Raw genomic sequence first — 18,049 nt, 5'->3', positions numbered from 1 at the left:
AAAAACCTGAAAAACATTTTGCATGACAAAGACCATTCGTTTATGTCCGGTGAGTGAGGTTCCGGAATCAAAACCCCGATGCGTGTCGGCGGAAGGCACCCATTTTGCTGTTTATCGCCTGGAATCTGACTTTGTGGTGATCCGGGATGAGTGTCCCCATCAGATGGCTTCCTTCGAGGGGGCCCCCTGTATCAACGGTACGCTCACCTGTGGATTTCATGGCTGGGTTTTCGATTTAAAAACCGGTGTGCCCATGAAGGGGTTCGGCAACCTGACCCTCTACCCGGTCCGGGTTGAAAATGATTTTATCCTCATCGACTATCATGAGGATCAGTCGGGTCAATCGGCCTATCACGCATCATTTATCCGCTGAAGGAGAACATGGAAAGTTCAGACTCGATCGAATCAACACTCTCAGTGGCAAGGTTCATACAGGGAAAATATCTGAAAGATATTCCAGAATTATACCCGGCCGAAGCTGTTATAATGAATGACCTTCCCATGGAGGCGTTTCTGGAGTTTGCAGAAGAAATGCATCTGGATGTAAAACCAATTGCGCCTCCCGGTTTTGCACAGGAGTTCCAGGTCAAACGGGTGTTTCTTCAGTTTCCGTTCGGGGAATTTCTGAAGATCAACGGGTTCAGACCCAAAAGCGGTACCGTGACCCAGTCGGGAGACTACGCCGAAACCCATGAAGGTATTTATCTCGGAACATGGGATTCCAGGCCGTTTGTTATCTCCAATCTGTTTTTTTACCATGGGATGAATCAGGGTTTCCTGAATCAGTTCCTGTTCACGCCGGTGAAACATCCCTCCCTGCGTCATGATCTCCTTCAGGCCTTTTCACAATGGTTTTCCTCGAAGGTGGCTTCGGCAGGTCCTTACCAGATTGATATCCTCAGTTCGTTCAATACAAAAGCTGTTCACTGGAACGATTTTTTCAGTGCTGAAGACCGGGCACGGGAATTTAAAGCCTTTTTTGATTCCCGTCTGAGACCCGAAGCCGGCCTGGTGCCCTTGTACGAGGATGCCCTTCCATCGGTGACAGTAGTGGGACCCAGTGGTTGCGGAAAGTCCTTTCTGATCAACATTCTGATGACCGAGTATCCCGAATTCAAGTTTTTCATGTTCAGGCCATCCGATGAATCCAATGCATTCTCAGCACTGGATTTTATTGAACGCAGCAAACGGTTTCCCAAACGGATTTATGTGTTCGAAGAATTGGATACCCTGGCTGAGACCATGTCGGGATTGCAGATCTGGCGTTACCTGATTGAAGAAGGGGTCAGTAAGGATTCAGGACACGTGGCCATGGTGATTGCCACCTCTTCCTACCCTGAAATTCTGAAATCGGCGGTGGAGTTCAGACCCGATCTCTTTGGCCGTGTCTGGCGGTTTGACTACCCGGCTGAAGCCGTCCGGAAACAATACCTGAGGCATCTGACCGACGGAGTCCGGCTGAAGGATGATGACTGGAAACGAATCATTGAGGAAACCGATGGATTTTCCTTCGCCTGGATGCGTGAGGCATGGAAGGAAGCCCGGTTTCTCATGGCAGGAAACCCATCCATGAAACCTGGTGAGGCAATTCTGGATTCGATCCGGGAGTTAAAAAGCCGGGTCACTCTCGTCCGGGACAAATTTGCCCAGGGAGGTCTCACACGTAAGTTCGGATTTAACCGCTGATGAAATTGCCATCTGTGCAGCCGAGAACTCCGGCAAAGGGAAAGTTACTGCTGTCTGAACCGATGCTTCAGGATCCGAATTTCAGAAGAACGGTGGTCCTGCTCTGCGAACACAGTCCGGATGGTTCTTTTGGTCTGATTATCAACAAACCAATTCCCATTACCCTTGATGAAGTAATGCCCGGCCAGAGTCTTCCCGAAATTCCCCTGTTTCTGGGGGGACCCGTGCAGCCGGATACCCTTCATATCCTTCATAAACTGGGTGAGGCCATTGCCGGATCTGTTGAAGTTACGCCGGGGGTTTGGTGGGGAGGTGATTTTGAAGAAATCAGACAGATGCTCACACTGGGTGTGGCAGATGGCGCTGATTGCCGGTTTTTTATCGGGTACTCCGGTTGGGCTGAAGGCCAGTTACAGGATGAAATGAACCAGGGAGGGTGGCTGGTTGCCGACAACCGCCCCGGATATTCATTCACTGAAGACCCTGATCATCTCTGGCGGCAGATTCTCCGCGACATGGGAGGCGATTACTCGATCCTGTCCAATTTCCCCGAAAATCCGAAAATGAACTGACCTGACTTCAGGCGTTCAGTTTTTCTTCTACTTCTCTGATGGCTTGCCTGCACTGATCAATGACCAGAGAAATCATGTCAGAGATTTGAGGATAAGGCTTCTGACTTTTGACGGCCGTTTCGATCCGGATAAACAGAGCCTGAGTTTCACTCATACCGAGATTGGCAGCCGAACTTTTCAGCTTATGTGCAATGGCTTTGATGGTCTGCAGGTCAGCCGTTTGTCTGGCTGCTTCCAGTTTCTCCAGTTCAGCAGGGGTATGCGTTTTGAAAATGGTAAGAATTTCGTGAATAAAATCCTGATCATTGTCTGCCAGATCGTTCAGGTATGAGAGATTGATCAGTCCCATGTCATTCCTCAGCGAAGGGTAGAAAGGACCTGTCGGATGATGGCAATGCCTTCATCAATGACGGTGAGCGGAATGTTCAGTGCCGGACGGAACCGGATGGAACGTGGTCCGCAAACCAGAATCATCAATCCATTGTCATAACACCGGCTGATAAATTGCTTCCTCAGGTCGGCCGATGGCAGATCAAACGCGCACATCAGACCAAGTCCGCGCGGATTGGTTACCATCCCTTCGAATTCAAGAGCCAGACTCTGGATATGGTGAAGCAGATAAGCACCGGCACTGTTGGCATGACCGACCAGGTCTTCTTCCTCAATGATTTCCAGATAGCGGGTCGACCGGACCATATCGGTCAGGTTTCCGCCCCAGGTTGAGTTAATCCGGGAAGGAGTGTGGAAAACGTTCGCAGGAACGGTATCAATCCGCTTGCCTGCAAGCACACCGCAGATTTGCGATTTTTTTCCGAAGGCCAGGATGTCCGGTTCAACAAAGTGCTCATGTGCCCAGAATTTTCCGGTCAGGCCAAATCCGGTCTGAACTTCATCAAAAATCAGCAGCACATCACTTTCATCAGCAATCTGGCGAAGACTCTGGAGGAAGCTTTTTCTGAAATGAACATCGCCTCCTTCAGCCTGAATTGGCTCGATGATTATGGCGGCGATATCATCCTTGTTGGCGGCAATGGCCTGTTTGATTTCAAGAATCGCCTGTTCTTCCAATTGCTGTGTTGCGGCCACCGATTCATCGGTCAGCGGGAAATGCAGGCCCGGATTTACTATACGGGGCCAGTCAAATTTGGGGAAGTAGGCCGTTTTATCGGGAACTGTGTTGGTCAGGGATATGCAATACCCCGACCGGCCATGGAACGCCTGCCTAAAGTGAATAATCTGGTGCCCTTTTTCCGATTGATAACCTTTTTCAAAGTTGAGCCTGACTTTCCAGTCGAAGGCAACCTTCAGGGCATTTTCAACCGCCAGGGTTCCGCCATCAATCAGGAAGAGATAGGGCAGATGTCCGGGAATTCCGACTCTGGAATAGGTGGCCACGAAGGCGGCCATTTCCTCTGTGTAGATATCCGAGTTGGAAGGCTTCATCAGCGAAGCACGTGTCAGACGGGCCAGGAAGTCATGATCCCGGGCAATCCTTGGGTGGTTGAAACCAATGGGAGTCGAGGCGAAAAAAGTGAAGAAATCGACGAACCGGCGGCCGGTACGCTTGTCAGCCAGATAGGATCCCTCGCTTTTTTCGAGGTCCAGAACCAGATCGAATCCATCAACCAGCATGTGTTTACGCAGGGTGGAGTGAACGGTTTCCGGTGTGATCTGAAGTGCAGAATGGGTCATGGTCATGGTTTAATAATCTCCTTAGAGGCGGCGAGGCCGGCTTTGGTCCGTAATCACAATGGCCGGGGAAACCATGTCGGGTTACTGGTCGGATAAATTTACCTTTCTGTGAGTCCAAAATCAATAAACCGGTCGGGTTGCCGGGGGCCGGATTGCGTTGACTTTCAGGGGGGCCCCGTCTATCTTCGGGCCTTGCCTTATGGCAGAAAACCGCTGTTGTTTAACTAACCGGAAAGACTGGCACATGGATTTAAAAGATATCCGTCAACTCATTAAAATGGTTGATGAAAGCAATGTCGATGAAGTCCGGCTCGAGAAAGATGACTTTAAAATTGTTGTCCGGAAGGGTCGTGGATTTGTGACCATGCAACCTTCTCCTGCCCAGCCCGTTTCTTATCAGATGCAGGCTCCGCCGGTTGCTCCGGCCCCCGTATCACCCGCCGTAACGGCCGCCGCTGCTCCTGCTGCAAGTGAAGCTCCTGCTGCCTCGGAGAAATATCATGAAATTAAATCACCCATCGTTGGGACCTTCTACACATCACCCGCTCCCGATGCTGATGTCTATGTGAAACCAGGTGACTCGGTCAGTGCCGGGGACGTAATCTGTATCATCGAAGCCATGAAACTCATGAATGAGATTGAATCGGATGTATCTGGAAAAATTGTGAAGGTGATGGTGGAAAACGGTAAACCTGTCGAATTCGGTCAGGTCCTTTTCCTTGTAGAGCCCAACAAGTAAGAAAGGTTACCGGGTGTTTAACAAAATTCTGATAGCGAACCGGGGCGAGATCGCACTCCGGGTCATTCGTGCCTGCCGGGAATTGGGAATCCGTACCGTTGCCGTGTACTCCACCGCCGATCGTGATTCACTCCATGTCCGTTTTGCAGATGAAGCCGTTTGTATCGGCCCTCCCCCCGGCAAAGAATCCTACCTGAATATTCCAAGAATCATTTCGGCTGCCGAAATCACCGGTGCGGATGCTATCCATCCCGGCTATGGGTTTTTGTCTGAAAATGCCGATTTCAGTGAAATCTGTTCCTCTCATGGAATCAAGTTTATCGGGCCGTCACCTGATATGATCAAATCCATGGGAGACAAGGCATTTGCCAAGGATACCATGAAAAAGGCAGGCGTTCCGGTGGTTCCCGGGTCTGATGGTTTGGTCCCCACCGCCGAGAAAGGGCGGGCCATTGCCGATCAGATGGGATATCCGGTCATTATCAAGGCTACAGCCGGAGGCGGTGGCCGTGGTATGCGGATCTGCAATTCAGGTGAAGAGTTTGAAAAATTGTTCAATATGGCCCGGACCGAAGCCGAATCGGCGTTCGGAAACGGAGCGGTTTATGTTGAAAAGTTCATTGTTGAACCCCGCCACGTTGAAATACAGGTGCTTGGCGATCAGCACGGAACCGTCATCCATCTAGGTGAACGGGATTGTTCGGTTCAGCGGCGGAATCAGAAACTGATCGAGGAATCTCCCTCGCCGGCCGTAACCCCTGAAATCAGAAAGAAAATGGGCGATGCAGCCATCAAGGGTGCCAAAGCCGTGAATTACGAAGGAGCCGGTACCATTGAGTTTCTGCTCGATAAATTCGGGAACTTCTATTTCATGGAAATGAATACACGTATTCAGGTCGAGCATCCGGTGACCGAAGAAGTGACCGGTCTGGATCTGATCCGCCAGCAGATACTGGTGGCAGCCGGAGAAAAACTCAAAATCAAATCGGTCAATCTTCATGGTCATGCCATTGAATGCCGGATCAATGCAGAGGATCCTGATCACGATTTCCGTCCCTCTGCCGGAATGATCACCAGTTTCCATGCCCCGGGCGGCCCTGGTGTCCGTGTGGATAGTCATGCCTACAACGGATACATGATCCCACCCAATTACGATTCCATGATCGGTAAACTTATCGTTCATGCTGATACAAGAGAAGAGGCCATCGAAAGAATGTACCGGGCACTCGATGAATTCGTGATTGAAGGCGTGAAAACCACCATCCCCTTCCATAAAAAGGTTATGAAATCGAAATTGTTCCGTAGCGGACATTTCGATACCAAGTTTATTGAACGCTACGAAGCCAGTTAACCGGAGCCATGCAATGAACATTCCTGCCGACTTAAAGTACACCAAAGACCACGAGTGGATCAGACTGGATGGCGACACCGCCACTGTTGGGATTACCGACTTTGCTCAGAAGGAATTGGGTGATATTATATATGTCGATCTGAAGGCAGTCGGATCGACCTTTAAGCAACACGCCGTTTTTGGAACCGTTGAAGCAGTAAAGACGGTCTCCGATCTGTTTATTCCGGTCAGTGGAACAATCCTGTCCGTCAATGAGGCCCTGAATAATGATGCCTCTGTTGTCAACACCGATCCTTATGGAAAAGGTTGGATGGTGACGGTGAAAACCGGCAACCCGTCCGAACTGGCTGGCCTGCTGACGGCCGATCAATACAAAGCGCTGATTGGTGCCTGAACCTGATCATCAGGTCAGGCTCAGAACCAGATCACCCGGTGCATTTCACCAGACTCCCTGATTCCCGGGAGCAGTTTCAGAACTGGTTTCCGGTCTTCCTGCCGGAATTCCTATTTTTGCATTTTTACCAATCATCCCGCAGATGCAGCATTCTCAAACCATCCTGATTCTTGATTTCGGAAGTCAGTACACCCAACTGATTGCCCGCCGTGTTCGCGAAGCCGGTGTCTATTGCGAAATCCATCCTTACAACAAAGCAACTGAGGCCATCGGAAAACTGAATCCGAAAGGAATCATTCTCAGTGGCAGCCCGTTCAGTGTGTACGGCGCCGATGCCCCGCTACCTGATGAAATTGTTTTTTCAACCGGGGTACCGGTCCTCGGAATCTGTTACGGCATGCAGGTGCTTGCGCATCTGTATGGTGGAAAAGTCGATCCGGCGGCAAGACGTGAATTTGGCCGGGCTGAAGTCCGGATCACACATCCTGACTGCAGTCTGGTTACCGGAATCCCTGCTTCCTTTAAGGTCTGGATGAGTCACGGTGATCATCTGACCAAGGCTCCGGAGGGTTTTCTTCCGGTGGCCGAATCGGATAACGCCCCGTTTGTGATTGTTGAAAATGCGGCGAAAAAGTACTATGGCGTCCAATTTCACCCAGAAGTGGTTCATACCGACTTTGGTCGTGAATTGCTCTCGAATTTTGTCCACCGGATTGCCGGCTGCTCTTCAGATTGGACTCCCGCTTCCTTTATCAAGGAAAAAATCAGAGAAATCAAAGAACAGGTCGGGACCGACCAGGTTATTCTGGGATTGTCTGGAGGGGTCGATTCAACGGTGGCTGCCGTGCTTATTCACGAAGCCATCGGCGACCAGCTGAACTGCATTTTCGTCGACCATGGTCTGCTCAGAAAAAACGAAGCACAGGAAGTGGAATCCCTGATCCGCGACCGGTACCATATCAAACTGAAAGTGGTCGAAGCCAGTGATTTGTTTCTGGGTGAACTGGCCGGGGTGACCGATCCCGAGAAAAAACGAAAAACCATTGGCCGTTTGTTTGTCGATGTATTTGAAAAAGAGTCACGGGCAGTCAAAAATGCCAGATGGCTCGGGCAGGGAACTCTATACCCCGATGTGATCGAATCTGTTTCGTTTAAAGGCCCTTCGGTCACCATCAAATCCCATCACAATGTGGGGGGATTGCCCGAAAAAATGAATCTGAAACTCCTGGAACCCTTCAGGGAATTGTTTAAAGACGAGGTCAGGGCAATCGGCAAGGAATTGGGAGTGCCCGAGGCAATTGTCAACCGGCATCCGTTTCCCGGGCCGGGATTGGCCATCCGGATTATCAGTGATGTCACCCGCGAAAAAATCAGGGTGCTGCAGGAAGTCGATCATATTTTTATTTCAGAACTGAAGTCATCGGGCCTGTATCATGAAACCTGGCAGGCGTTTGCAGTCCTGTTGCCGATTCAATCGGTTGGGGTGATGGGTGATGAACGGACCTATGAGAATGCGGTGGTTTTACGTGCCGTGACCTCGGTGGACGGAATGACCGCCGATTGGGCCCATCTGGATTATCAGTTTCTTGCGAAAGTTTCCAACCGGATCATTAATGAAGTCCGTGGAGTTAACCGGGTGGCCTATGACATCAGTTCCAAGCCGCCTGCTACCATCGAATGGGAATAACCATGAGATTCTTCTGCCTGTTTCTGCTGATACCCACCTGGTCGCTGACGCTGTCGGCTCAGGTTTCTGCCACCCGTTTACTCGAATACTGGAAGCAGGGCAACTATGACTGGGTGGCCAGGGAAGCTTTTCAGAGTACCGATACCACCGGACTTGCCCGGTTAATGGGACTTAAATCGCTGAACAGGACAGGCCGCTTTACCGATGCTTACCAAATGGTCCGGTCGGGCACTTTCCGCTTCAGTCAGACCCGCTATGAAACAGAATGGTGGTATGAAGCAGGAGTGGCTGCCTACCAGTTGATGCAATCTGCCGATGCTTTCCGGTTCTGGATGAAAAGCTACCGGCTGACTCCGGACAGCCAGACCGGCGACCACATCAGAATGTTGCTGTTCACCGAATTAACCGTGGATGAATCAGTAACCCTGCTTTCAGAAAACACCCCTTTCCCAGCCGATCCGTGGCTTCCCTGGCTGCGCGCATTGGCTGCCAGTTCACAGCAATTGCCGGCAGTCGATGGCTGGATGATCAGAAACGGACTCGATCCTGCCTCCTTACCTGCCACCAACACCGCTTCTATTCCCATGAAAAAGGTCAGGATCGGTGTGTTGCTTCCGTTTTTTGAAAACGCCGATTCACTTGATGGAACCGAAGAACCAGGTCGGGAAGTATTGCGTGGATTTCTGCTCAGACTTGAAGAGACCATTCGTGAGTGGGGACCATCAGTAACAGTCATATTCAAAGACACCCGCTCCGACCCTGAACTCGCCGCCAAACTGGCTGCCGAACTGATCAGTATTCACCGGGTGAACCTGATAGTCGGCCCTCTGTTCAGTGATGAATGTCTGGCTGTCCGTGATCTGGCCATACAACACCGGATCCCCGTGATCACACCTACAGCCACACGCGATGATTTGTTTGCCGGGTCTTCTTATCTCTTTACCATGAATACGACCCTGAAAACACGTGGCCGGATTGCAGCCGAACAGGTGAAGCCACTGATAGAAGAGGCCATCCGGCTGAATAAAACCCGATCGGCCAGACTGCTTCTGGTTGCGGAAGAAGCATCCGATGCAGAAGTAATGGCGGCTTCGTTTGCCAGTCTCGTGGCTGAAGTGGATAGTGCGAAAGTTACCACGGCGTTGTTTCCGGCCGATAGTCCCGACATCAGACGGTATATTCCGTTCGGAAGGGAAGATGATCCCGATACCCTTGATTTTATTTATGCCCCTGCCAGCGATCCGGAACAGGCTGAGCTCATGGTTTCCCATATCAGCTACATGCGGATTTTAGGAAACTACATTGTGAACTCAGCCTGGAACACAGAAGTCATTTACAAAAAATTCCGCGTTCAGACTGCCATGACGGTTATGGTCAACGACTGGGCCATAGACACCACCGTTGCCGATTATGCACGCTTTAAAGCCGATTACCGCTCGGTCTATGGCGGGGAGCCGGGAGTCCTGGCCTTCAGGGGTGCCGATGGTGCCGATTTCACGGCCTGGTTAATCCGTCAGGGCATTCCCGGACACACTGAACCCGATGCGGCATTGCGTTCACTGCCTGTTTTCAATGGTTTCACAGGACCAATCTGGTTTAACGGACAGGTTTCCAATCAGGCCATTCCCATCCTGAGGCGTCAGAATGGTTCCTGGGTGCCTTATGAGCCCAAAGGCCTACCGTTCCATTAAGGAGTGGCCGGAACAGGACCGGCCCCGTGAGAAACTGGTCGATCAGGGCCCCGGCTCCCTGACCGATTCCGAGTTAATTGCCATCCTGCTCGGTTCGGGCAGCAGGGAATTGTCGGCTACAGAGGTGGCCAAAATGATTCTTCAGGAAGCCGGGGGAATAGCCGGCCTGAAAAGAAGCACCATCAGCAGTCTCAGCACAGCCAATGGAGTCGGGACTGCACGGGCGGCCGGACTTTTGGCTGCCATAGAATTGGGACGACGGGTACAGGCGGCAGCCGGCCCGGAAAAAGTCGTGATCAGGGGCCCCGAGGATATTTTTAAAAATTACGGTTACCAATACGTGGATCTGCAGCAGGAAGTTTTTGCGGTGGTGGTTCTCGATACGGCCAATCAGGTTCTGGCACATAAAAAAATCACCCGAGGAACGCTGAATCAATCATTGGCCCATCCGCGCGAAGTATTTCGGACGGCCATCGAACGGTCGGGCAATTCCGTGATTCTGATTCACAACCATCCGAGCGGAAATCCCTCGCCAAGCCAGGAAGACATCAATCTGACCAAAAAAATGGTTCAGGCAGGGAACATCGTGGGAATACGGGTTGTTGACCATGTTATCATGGCGGGAAACACCTTTACCTCCATGGCCAGTCTCGGTTTTGTCGATTAAAACCCGTTTTTGATTGACATAACAAAGGACTGAACCTATTTTTGTCTGAAATTTTCCATAAAATTGTCCACCAGGAGATCCTCAATGAAAAAGAACCGCACCTATCTGTTACTGGGAACAGCAGTTTTGATGTCCTCAGTGCTCTTCGCTGGTTGCACCAAATACGCAACTCCCGAAGAACTGGCTGCACTGGATGCAAAGAATGCAGAAATCAAGAAACTCCGTGATCAGGTTGCCGCTTGTAACAATGCCAACTCTGCACTGAATTCACAGATTGCCGATGCCGAGGCTCAGCTTCGCCGGGCACAGGATGACAAGGCATTCGTCGAAAGAGGACTTGCTACCTTTAACCCTGCTGCTTTTGCCCCGAAACCAGTAGAGACGCCCAAGAAAAAAGGCAAGAAATAATTAACCTCAGCGCGTAAGCAAGAATTGATGGAGTTTACAATGAAAAAATTAAGTCTCATGACCGGAATGATTCTGGTTGCTGCGGTTGCCTTCTCATCCGCTGCCTTTGCTCAGGAAGAGCGCAAGGTTAAATATGAAGATTATGAAAAACAGGTTCGTGCAGCCGATTCAACACTGGCTGTACTGAAACAACGCGAAGCAGCCTGTAAGGAAGAAACCGGAAAACTGGAAGCCAAACTGGCCGATGTCCGGTCGAAGATTGCCTCCACCGAAGATGAGATCCTCAAATTGGTTGAAGCCACCAAAGAAAGCCGTGATGCTTATTCCCGTGAACTGGATGCCATTGACAACCGGATCAAGGCACTGGCTGCTCTGTCGAACGACGAATTGTTTGCCCGTCGTGCAGAACTGGATGTGATCGAAGCCGATCTGAACAAACTGCGGATGAACAAACTGAGTCTGCTTCCTGAAAATGCCCGCCGCATTGAAGGAATGGTTGCTCAGATCGACAAACTCCGTAAGGTTCAGCCGACCACCCAAACCTACACCGTTGGTACATGGGCAAAGGATCGTGACTGCTTGTGGAACATTGCAAAGAAGAAATCCATTTACGACAATCCGTTCAAATGGCCGACCATTTACAATGCAAACAAGGACAAAATCCGCGATCCGAACCTGATCTATCCTGGCCAGGTTCTCACCATCCCTAAAGATGCCAAGTAACCGGATCTGAATTTGTTGACTGATCTGTAAACGATCAAAAGCCCATTCACCCAACGGTGGATGGGCTTTTTTGTTTTATCAAGGACTCAAAGTGCTTACCCATAAAATCAGCCTTGACCATGCTGCCGCCTCCCAGATACTTGGCAGCAATGACCGGCATCTCAAACGGATTGCCGGGGCTTTTGAAAATGCAGAAATCAGCGCCCGGGGAAGTCAGATCAACATCCGTGGTGAACTGGATGATATCAGGCTGCTCGAAAAGATTTTCAATGAGCTGACGTTTATTGCAGGAAAACACGGTGAAGTGACTGAAAAAGATCTTTCCACCGTCCTTGATCTGGTTTCGGTGGGGAAATCGGTGTCCCGTGACGACATCGACAATGTATTGCTGTTTACCCGGAATGAACCGGTCCGGGCAAAAACCGAGGGACAGAAGCGATATGTGAAGCTCGTTCAGAAGAATGACATTGTTTTCTGCATCGGTCCTGCCGGAACCGGCAAATCGTTTCTGGCAGTCGCCATGGCCGTGGCTGCTCTCAAAAACCGGGATGTCAGCCGGATTGTCCTTGCTCGTCCTGCTGTGGAAGCCGGTGAATCACTTGGCTTTTTACCAGGGGATATGCGTGAAAAAGTGGATCCCTACCTGAAACCCCTTTATGATGCTCTGAACGATATGCTCTCTGCTGAAAAGGTGAAGGAACACATCGACAAAGGGGTTATCGAAATTGCCCCACTGGCCTTTATGCGGGGCCGGACCCTGAACAATGCTTTTATTATTCTGGATGAAGCACAAAATACCACACCGACTCAGTTAAAAATGTTCCTCACCCGTCTTGGAATGAATTCCAAGGCGATTATCACCGGGGATATCTCCCAGATCGACCTGGTGAATCCTGAAATGAGCGGATTGGTAAGGATCCAATCTATTCTGAAAGGAATTGAGGGAGTCGGGTTTATTTATCTCGATAAGGCCGATGTGGTCAGGCACCGGTTGGTCAGAGAAATCATCGATGCTTATGAAAAGTATGAGCTGCAGTCCCCGGCCACTGATTCTTCGTCAAAAACGGCCAGAAAACGCAGATAGTTGTTTTTCTTTGACCCGTTAACGACTTTTCCGTTCTGAATCGCAACAAACAGACCATAACATTTTGTCGGAAGTAAACCATGAACTCAGTCGTGATCGTAGCGGCCAGGCGGACGGCTATTGGCGCATTTCAGGGAATGTACTCAGATCTTTCAGCCATTGAATTGGGCGCAGCGGCCATAAAGGGGGCTGTTGAATCTGCAGGAATCGATCCGGCCACCATTCATGAATTAATCATGGGAAACGTTCTGACCGGGGGAACGGGGCAGGCCCCTGCCCGTCAGGCGGCCCTGAAAGCCGGCTTACCGGTGGCTGTTGAATGCATGACCATAAATAAGGTTTGTGGCTCGGGATTAAAGGCGGTCATGCTGGGGACGCAGGCCATCCGGACCGGAGATGCGTCGGTAGTGGTTGCCGGAGGAATGGAAAGCATGACCAATGCCGTGTACGTGCTCGACAAAGCCCGTGCCGGCTACCGGATGGGAAACGGTCAATTAATTGACACCCTTTTACATGATGGTCTTATCAATCCCTATTCGGGTGAACACATGGGAAATCTGGCCGAATTATGTGCCGATACCTGTCGGATCGACCGGTCTGCTCAGGATGAGTTCACCATTCGTTCTTATCAACTGGCCCTTGAGTCGATCAGTCAGGGGCGGTTTTCCGATGAAATTGTCCCGGTGACAGTGACCGATAAAAAGGGGACCACCACTTTTACCACAGATGAAGAGCCCGGAAGAGTCAAATTCGAAAAAATCCCGGGATTGAAACCGGTTTTTAAAAAAGACGGAACTGTAACAGCTGCCAACGCATCCTCTATTAACGATGGAGCAGCGGCTCTTGTTCTGATGGATGAAGACAAGGCCAGGCAGGCAGGGCTGAAACCGATGGCACGGATTCTGGCTCAGGCATCGGCTGCCAAAACCCCCGATTGGTTTACCACCGCCCCTGTTGATGTGATTCCGAAGGTATTAAAAAAGGCTGGTCTCGGCCTTTCTGAAATCGATCTGTTCGAAATCAATGAAGCATTTGCAGTGGTGGCTCTGGCTTCCAAAAACGAATTGGGAATTCCACTGGAAAAATTGAATGTGAATGGTGGGTCGGTGGCCCTTGGACATCCGATCGGCGCATCGGGCGCCCGTATTTTGGTTACGCTGGTCCATGCCCTCAGACAGCGAAACCTGAAGACCGGGTTGGCAGCCATCTGCATTGGCGGAGGTGAGGCTGCAGGATTGGTTATTGAACGGCTTGATTAAGGAACCTGCCAGCATGAAAAAAGACTCCATTCTTGTAATTGGCGCCGGAACCATGGGCAATGGAATTGCTCATGTCTTTGCACAGGCCGGGTATTCCACCACCCTGGTTGACCTTCAGCCGGATTTTCTTAAAAAGGCATTGGCAACCATTGAGACGAATTTATCGAGACAGGTGGCCAAAGGCCTGCTGACTGAAGAAGACAAGGTTGCAACCATCGGAAGACTTTCTACCAGCACAGACCTTAAATCGGCCGCACCGGGAAAATCCCTGATTGTGGAAGCCGCAACCGAAAACCCTGATGTAAAAACCGCTCTTTTCAGATCATTGGATGAGGTCAGCGATCAGGCAGCGATCCTGGCAACCAATACATCATCCATCAGCATCACACGCATTGCAGCAGCGACCAGACGACCTGGTCAGGTGATCGGCATGCATTTTATGAATCCGGTTCCGGTTATGAAACTGGTCGAAATTATCCGCGGATACTCCACCAGTGATCAGACTTATCTCGCTGTCAAAAAATACACAGAGGATCTGCAGAAGATTCCTGTTGAAGTGAACGATTACCCCGGTTTTATCTCAAACCGCATTCTGATGCCAATGATCAATGAGGCCATTTACACCGTTTATGAAGGAGTTGCCACTCCCGAAGCGGTTGACCAGATCATGAAGCTGGGCATGGCCCATCCGATGGGTCCGCTTCAGCTGGCCGATTTTATCGGACTGGATGTTTGTCTCGCAATTATGAACGTGCTGCATGATGGATTTTCTGACAGCAAATACCGCCCTTGTCCATTGCTGAAGAAAATGGTGGCTGCAGGCCATCTTGGAAAAAAAACGGGCTCGGGTTTTTATTCTTATGACCAAAAGAACGGATAAACCATGAACTTTACTCTGACCGAAGAACAACAGATGATCCGGGATATGGCCCGGCAGTTTGCCCAGGATGAATTGTTGCCTGGTGTGATTGAACGTGATGAACTGGAAGAATTTCCGCATGAAGCCGTGAAAAAAATGGGCGAACTCGGCTTTATGGGCATGATGGTCCCCGAAGAGTGGGGCGGGGCAGGGCTTGATGCCATCTCCTACGTGCTGGCCATGACCGAAATCAGTAAAGTGGATGCCTCGGCCGCCGTGGTTATGTCTGTGAACAATTCACTGGTCTGCTGGGGGCTGAATGAATATGGGACACCTGCACAGAAAGAAAAATTTCTGAAACCACTCGCCAGCGGGAAAAAATTGGGTGCTTTCTGCCTGTCGGAACCCAATGCAGGGTCTGATGCGTCCAATCAGGCAACCGTGGCCGTAAGACAAGGGAAGGAATGGGTGATTAACGGTGCCAAGAACTGGATCACCAATGGTCAGAATGCCGATATCTACCTGGTTTTCGCGGCAACCGATAAGGTGAACAAGTCCCATGGCATTTCCTGTTTCATTGTCGAAAAGGGGATGCCGGGATTTTCGGTGCTGAAAAAGGAAAAGAAACTGGGTATCCGCGGATCTGATACCTGCTCACTCGGTTTTACCGATGTGGTGGTCCCTGCAGAAAATCTGCTTGGACACGAAGGCGAAGGTTTCCGGATTGCGATGCAATCGCTGGATGGGGGCCGGATTGGAATTGCCTCTCAGGCCCTCGGCATTGCAAAAGCAGCTGTTGAACGTTCACTTGCCTACTCGAAGGAAAGAAAACAATTCGGACAGGAAATTGCCGGATTTCAGGCCATTCAATGGAAACTTGCTGAAATGGCCATGGAAACCGATGCTGCAGAACTGCTGATTCTGAAGGCTGCTTCCATGAAGGATGCACATCAGAAATATTCGCGGGAGTCGGCCATGTGTAAACTGTTTGCCAGCCGGACTGCGGTAAAATGTGCTTTGGAAGCCATTCAGATTCATGGCGGTTACGGATACGTAAAAGAATATCACGTTGAACGATTGTTGCGTGATGCAAAAATTACCGAGATATACGAGGGAACCTCTGAAGTCCAACACATTGTCATTGCCCGGGACATGGTCAAAAACGGGTATTAAAGTCTGCCTGCTTCTTTCACTTCTTTCCGCCGGTTGTGATTCCTTCAAACCGGTGGATAGTTGTGATTTTGCCGATTCCGAAATAAAGGGGTATACAAAAACCAACACACAAGGCCAGGTCACCGATGAAGATTCCGATGACTGGCGTGAAAGTCCGACTTACGGTCTTTATGTACGGGTTGATCCCATTTTCCCAAATCCGGTCCGGTCCTCTAACTCGACCCTCAGAATCACCCTGTATGATGTACTAGGCGGGCAACTGAGCAATATTGATGTGATTGCCAGAAAACGCGATGGGCAGTGGGTCAGTCTGATCCCCACATTAGGACGACCCAAATCGATACCGGATGTGGGAATCTGGCTGCTCCCGGTTGATTTAACCCGACTTTCTGATAATGGAACCCTCTCGGAAATTTCCGGTCTGCACCGTATCTATGTCGTGGATAGTCCCCTGGCCACCGATCTGTGCACGTCGATCATATCCTACGGTGAGGTTTTTATCCTGCCGTGACCGGGTTGAACTAGAATCCGCCGATCGGGAATTCGTATTTCAGACCAAAATCAAGGTGAAACGCGTTAAAGTCCGGATTACCGATCTCGGGGTTCATGGCATTTGAAGTAAGAATAAAATTATAAGACAGCTGTGAGATCAGGATGAACCTTTTGTTTTCAAAGGGAAACATCAGACCGAAGCCTGTGGAAATTCCTTTTCCGTTGACACGTTCAGTAAAAACCTGTTTGCTGATGTCTTCTGTAATCCTGTTCTGACTGTACAATTGAATGTAGGCCATTTCTATGAAAAAGGGCCCATCGAGAATACTTCCGGTCTGGATACCGAGATACAGTTCTTCACGAACCAAACTGGCCGGACCCTTCGGGTAGGAATAATAAGTACCATCCGTCCTTCCCTTGGCTCCAACCTGCCGGTAGCGTAAAAAAACGGTCCAATCGGTGGTACCGGTTCCGATGGTTACCGATGGATCAAACAGGATTCTGTCATCGTAGGTTTTAGAATACCATTGAGCATTGCTGTTGAAAATGCCCCCCGATGCCTGAACATAGCCACTCAGGTCGGTGAACATATCCTGTGCTTTTCCGGACAGTGGCAGGATGAACAGGCAGGCCAGAAGTCCAAGACGGATTGAGGACATAATTACGGTTACCCTTTCATTTGTGAAATGATGGTGATCCCGGCAGTAAAATACTCAGATTGTACAATTTTTCAGAGCAGAACGGCCCCTCTTTAAAAAAAACCGGCCGGAAGTTGGAGTCCGGCCGGCTGAGGTTTGCTCTTAGAGGAGGTATCTGCTCATGAAAAACAGACAAAGGGTTGTACGGATGCCTTTTGCAGAAAGTTTCAGGCACGGAAATAAACCGGACGGTCCCGGTAGGGAATGGGATCTTCCAGACCGGCAATCTGAAACCCTCTGAGCCTGAGGGCACAGGAATCACAATGACCGCAAGCCGCTTCTTCGGACTGATAACAGGACCAGGTCAGATGAAGGGGGGCTTTTAGTTCCATTCCTTTTCTGACAATCTCTGACTTGGTCAGCCTGATGACCGGGGTTTGAATCCGGATGGTAGTTTCCGGCCGGGTTCCTTCATCGATCATGGTTTCATAGGCTTTAAAAAAGGAGGCACGGCAATCGGGATAGCCCGAGGAATCTTCTTCAACGGCACCAATGAAAATGGCACTCGCACCGATCACTTCTGCCCAGGAAACGGCGATGGCAAGGATATTTGCGTTCCGGAACGGGACGTAAGAGGTCGGAATCCCCTGGTAATTCAGGTCGGCTTCGCTGACAGGTACATGAGAGTCGGTCAGGGAGGAACCACCAATTTTAAGCAGGTGGCTGATGTCTGAAATCAGTTGCCGGCTTACAGGGATCTGGTAGTGCGATGCAATGGCTCTGAAACTGGTCAGTTCACGGTTTTCGGTTCGCTGGCCGTAGTTAACATGAAGCAACCAGGGTTCAAATCCCTGATGAATGGCCTCCGCAAGTGATACGCAGGAATCCATTCCGCCAGAGAGCAGAATAATGCCTTTCGGGCCCGGCATAGACA

20 protein-coding genes are annotated in these 18,049 nt (G+C 50.3%); 16 read left to right on the top strand and 4 right to left on the bottom strand.

The window, feature by feature from the left end; genetic code table 11:
• Positions 1–22 precede the first annotated feature (22 nt).
• From HUU10_03000 to HUU10_02990, 3 genes are read left to right on the top strand one after another with little or no spacing between them, the layout of a single operon-like run.
• Positions 23–373, top strand: a complete 351-nt coding sequence (locus HUU10_03000) for a Rieske 2Fe-2S domain-containing protein (protein NUQ80555.1) — start codon at positions 23–25, stop codon at positions 371–373.
• 8 nt (positions 374–381) lie between these two features.
• Positions 382–1,686: a hypothetical protein gene (locus HUU10_02995; protein NUQ80554.1), complete on the top strand. Its 1,305-nt coding sequence runs from the start codon at positions 382–384 to the stop codon at positions 1,684–1,686.
• Positions 1,686–2,258, top strand: coding sequence for a YqgE/AlgH family protein (locus tag HUU10_02990; protein ID NUQ80553.1), 573 nt, complete (start codon positions 1,686–1,688; stop codon positions 2,256–2,258). The genes HUU10_02995 and HUU10_02990 overlap by 1 nt, the downstream gene beginning before the upstream one ends.
• 7 nt (positions 2,259–2,265) lie before the next feature.
• Here the strand turns inward: HUU10_02990 and HUU10_02985 are convergent, their stop codons facing one another.
• Both HUU10_02985 and HUU10_02980 read right to left on the bottom strand, forming a co-directional pair.
• Positions 2,266–2,607, bottom strand: a complete 342-nt coding sequence (locus HUU10_02985; protein ID NUQ80552.1) for an Hpt domain-containing protein — start codon at positions 2,605–2,607, stop codon at positions 2,266–2,268.
• 8 nt (positions 2,608–2,615) lie between these two features.
• The gene (locus HUU10_02980; protein NUQ80551.1) at positions 2,616–3,950 is read right to left on the bottom strand and encodes an L-lysine 6-transaminase; all 1,335 of its coding nucleotides are present in this window, start codon (positions 3,948–3,950) and stop codon (positions 2,616–2,618) included.
• A 244-nt stretch (positions 3,951–4,194) separates the two neighbouring features.
• On the opposite strand from HUU10_02980, the gene accB reads away from it, so the two are divergent.
• The 13 genes from accB (at position 4,195) to HUU10_02915 (ending at position 16,496) form a co-directional block, all read left to right on the top strand.
• Positions 4,195–4,689, top strand: a complete 495-nt coding sequence (gene accB, locus HUU10_02975; protein NUQ80550.1) for an acetyl-CoA carboxylase biotin carboxyl carrier protein — start codon at positions 4,195–4,197, stop codon at positions 4,687–4,689.
• Positions 4,690–4,702: 13 nt separating this feature from the next.
• The gene (gene accC, locus HUU10_02970) at positions 4,703–6,040 is read left to right on the top strand and encodes an acetyl-CoA carboxylase biotin carboxylase subunit (GenBank protein ID NUQ80549.1); all 1,338 of its coding nucleotides are present in this window, start codon (positions 4,703–4,705) and stop codon (positions 6,038–6,040) included.
• Between the two features lie 13 nt (positions 6,041–6,053).
• Complete coding sequence (gene gcvH, locus HUU10_02965; protein NUQ80548.1) at positions 6,054–6,434, top strand: glycine cleavage system protein GcvH; 381 nt, start codon at positions 6,054–6,056, stop codon at positions 6,432–6,434.
• Between the two features lie 142 nt (positions 6,435–6,576).
• Complete coding sequence (gene guaA / locus HUU10_02960) at positions 6,577–8,121, top strand: glutamine-hydrolyzing GMP synthase (GenBank protein ID NUQ80547.1); 1,545 nt, start codon at positions 6,577–6,579, stop codon at positions 8,119–8,121.
• Positions 8,122–8,123: 2 nt separating this feature from the next.
• Positions 8,124–9,812, top strand: coding sequence for an ABC transporter substrate-binding protein (locus tag HUU10_02955; GenBank protein ID NUQ80546.1), 1,689 nt, complete (start codon positions 8,124–8,126; stop codon positions 9,810–9,812).
• Entirely contained in the window at positions 9,784–10,479 is a 696-nt protein-coding gene (gene radC, locus HUU10_02950; protein NUQ80545.1) for a DNA repair protein RadC, read from the top strand. Before HUU10_02955 ends, radC begins: the two co-directional genes overlap by 29 nt.
• Before the next feature lie 84 nt (positions 10,480–10,563).
• A complete protein-coding gene (locus tag HUU10_02945; protein ID NUQ80544.1) occupies positions 10,564–10,887 on the top strand; it encodes a hypothetical protein in 324 nt (107 codons plus the stop codon).
• 444 nt (positions 10,888–11,331) lie between these two features.
• Positions 11,332–11,610 carry a LysM peptidoglycan-binding domain-containing protein gene (locus HUU10_02940; protein ID NUQ80543.1) on the top strand — a complete coding sequence of 93 codons (279 nt, stop codon included), beginning with the start codon at positions 11,332–11,334 and terminating at the stop codon, positions 11,608–11,610.
• Between the two features lie 91 nt (positions 11,611–11,701).
• Positions 11,702–12,694, top strand: coding sequence for a PhoH family protein (locus HUU10_02935; protein NUQ80542.1), 993 nt, complete (start codon positions 11,702–11,704; stop codon positions 12,692–12,694).
• Between the two features lie 80 nt (positions 12,695–12,774).
• Entirely contained in the window at positions 12,775–13,953 is a 1,179-nt protein-coding gene (locus HUU10_02930; protein NUQ80541.1) for a thiolase family protein, read from the top strand.
• 13 nt (positions 13,954–13,966) lie between these two features.
• The gene (locus tag HUU10_02925; protein ID NUQ80540.1) at positions 13,967–14,833 is read left to right on the top strand and encodes a 3-hydroxybutyryl-CoA dehydrogenase; all 867 of its coding nucleotides are present in this window, start codon (positions 13,967–13,969) and stop codon (positions 14,831–14,833) included.
• Positions 14,834–14,836: 3 nt separating this feature from the next.
• On the top strand, positions 14,837–15,985 hold the full coding sequence (locus HUU10_02920; protein ID NUQ80539.1) for an acyl-CoA dehydrogenase: 1,149 nt from the start codon (positions 14,837–14,839) through the stop codon (positions 15,983–15,985).
• The gene (locus HUU10_02915) at positions 15,948–16,496 is read left to right on the top strand and encodes a hypothetical protein (protein ID NUQ80538.1); all 549 of its coding nucleotides are present in this window, start codon (positions 15,948–15,950) and stop codon (positions 16,494–16,496) included. Before HUU10_02920 ends, HUU10_02915 begins: the two co-directional genes overlap by 38 nt.
• 10 nt (positions 16,497–16,506) lie before the next feature.
• On the opposite strand, the gene HUU10_02910 is transcribed toward HUU10_02915, so the two are convergent.
• On the bottom strand, positions 16,507–17,136 hold the full coding sequence (locus HUU10_02910; GenBank protein NUQ80537.1) for a hypothetical protein: 630 nt from the start codon (positions 17,134–17,136) through the stop codon (positions 16,507–16,509).
• Between the two features lie 206 nt (positions 17,137–17,342).
• Positions 17,343–18,044, bottom strand: a complete 702-nt coding sequence (queC, locus tag HUU10_02905) for a 7-cyano-7-deazaguanine synthase QueC (protein NUQ80536.1) — start codon at positions 18,042–18,044, stop codon at positions 17,343–17,345.
• Between the last annotated feature and the right edge of the window lie 5 nt (positions 18,045–18,049).

Source organism: Bacteroidota bacterium (assembly GCA_013360915.1).
Taxonomy (GTDB): Bacteria; Bacteroidota; JABWAT01; order JABWAT01; family JABWAT01; genus JABWAT01.
This window is presented reverse-complemented; position numbering and strand designations above follow the sequence as displayed.

Excerpts from the sequence above, each read along its gene's own strand:
- HUU10_03000 (NUQ80555.1), top strand. The coding sequence starts at position 23 with ATGACAAAGACCATTCGTTTATGTCCGGTGAGTGAGGTTCCGGAATCA.
- HUU10_02995 (NUQ80554.1), top strand. The coding sequence starts at position 382 with ATGGAAAGTTCAGACTCGATCGAATCAACACTCTCAGTGGCAAGGTTC.
- HUU10_02990 (NUQ80553.1), top strand. The coding sequence starts at position 1,686 with ATGAAATTGCCATCTGTGCAGCCGAGAACTCCGGCAAAGGGAAAGTTA.
- HUU10_02985 (NUQ80552.1), bottom strand. The coding sequence starts at position 2,607 with ATGGGACTGATCAATCTCTCATACCTGAACGATCTGGCAGACAATGAT.
- HUU10_02980 (NUQ80551.1), bottom strand. The coding sequence starts at position 3,950 with ATGACCCATTCTGCACTTCAGATCACACCGGAAACCGTTCACTCCACC.
- accB (NUQ80550.1), top strand. The coding sequence starts at position 4,195 with ATGGATTTAAAAGATATCCGTCAACTCATTAAAATGGTTGATGAAAGC.
- gcvH (NUQ80548.1), top strand. The coding sequence starts at position 6,054 with ATGAACATTCCTGCCGACTTAAAGTACACCAAAGACCACGAGTGGATC.
- guaA (NUQ80547.1), top strand. The coding sequence starts at position 6,577 with ATGCAGCATTCTCAAACCATCCTGATTCTTGATTTCGGAAGTCAGTAC.
- HUU10_02955 (NUQ80546.1), top strand. The coding sequence starts at position 8,124 with ATGAGATTCTTCTGCCTGTTTCTGCTGATACCCACCTGGTCGCTGACG.
- radC (NUQ80545.1), top strand. The coding sequence starts at position 9,784 with ATGAGCCCAAAGGCCTACCGTTCCATTAAGGAGTGGCCGGAACAGGAC.
- HUU10_02945 (NUQ80544.1), top strand. The coding sequence starts at position 10,564 with ATGAAAAAGAACCGCACCTATCTGTTACTGGGAACAGCAGTTTTGATG.
- HUU10_02940 (NUQ80543.1), top strand. The coding sequence starts at position 11,332 with ATGAACAAACTGAGTCTGCTTCCTGAAAATGCCCGCCGCATTGAAGGA.
- HUU10_02930 (NUQ80541.1), top strand. The coding sequence starts at position 12,775 with ATGAACTCAGTCGTGATCGTAGCGGCCAGGCGGACGGCTATTGGCGCA.
- HUU10_02925 (NUQ80540.1), top strand. The coding sequence starts at position 13,967 with ATGAAAAAAGACTCCATTCTTGTAATTGGCGCCGGAACCATGGGCAAT.
- HUU10_02920 (NUQ80539.1), top strand. The coding sequence starts at position 14,837 with ATGAACTTTACTCTGACCGAAGAACAACAGATGATCCGGGATATGGCC.
- HUU10_02910 (NUQ80537.1), bottom strand. The coding sequence starts at position 17,136 with ATGTCCTCAATCCGTCTTGGACTTCTGGCCTGCCTGTTCATCCTGCCA.
- queC (NUQ80536.1), bottom strand. The coding sequence starts at position 18,044 with ATGCCGGGCCCGAAAGGCATTATTCTGCTCTCTGGCGGAATGGATTCC.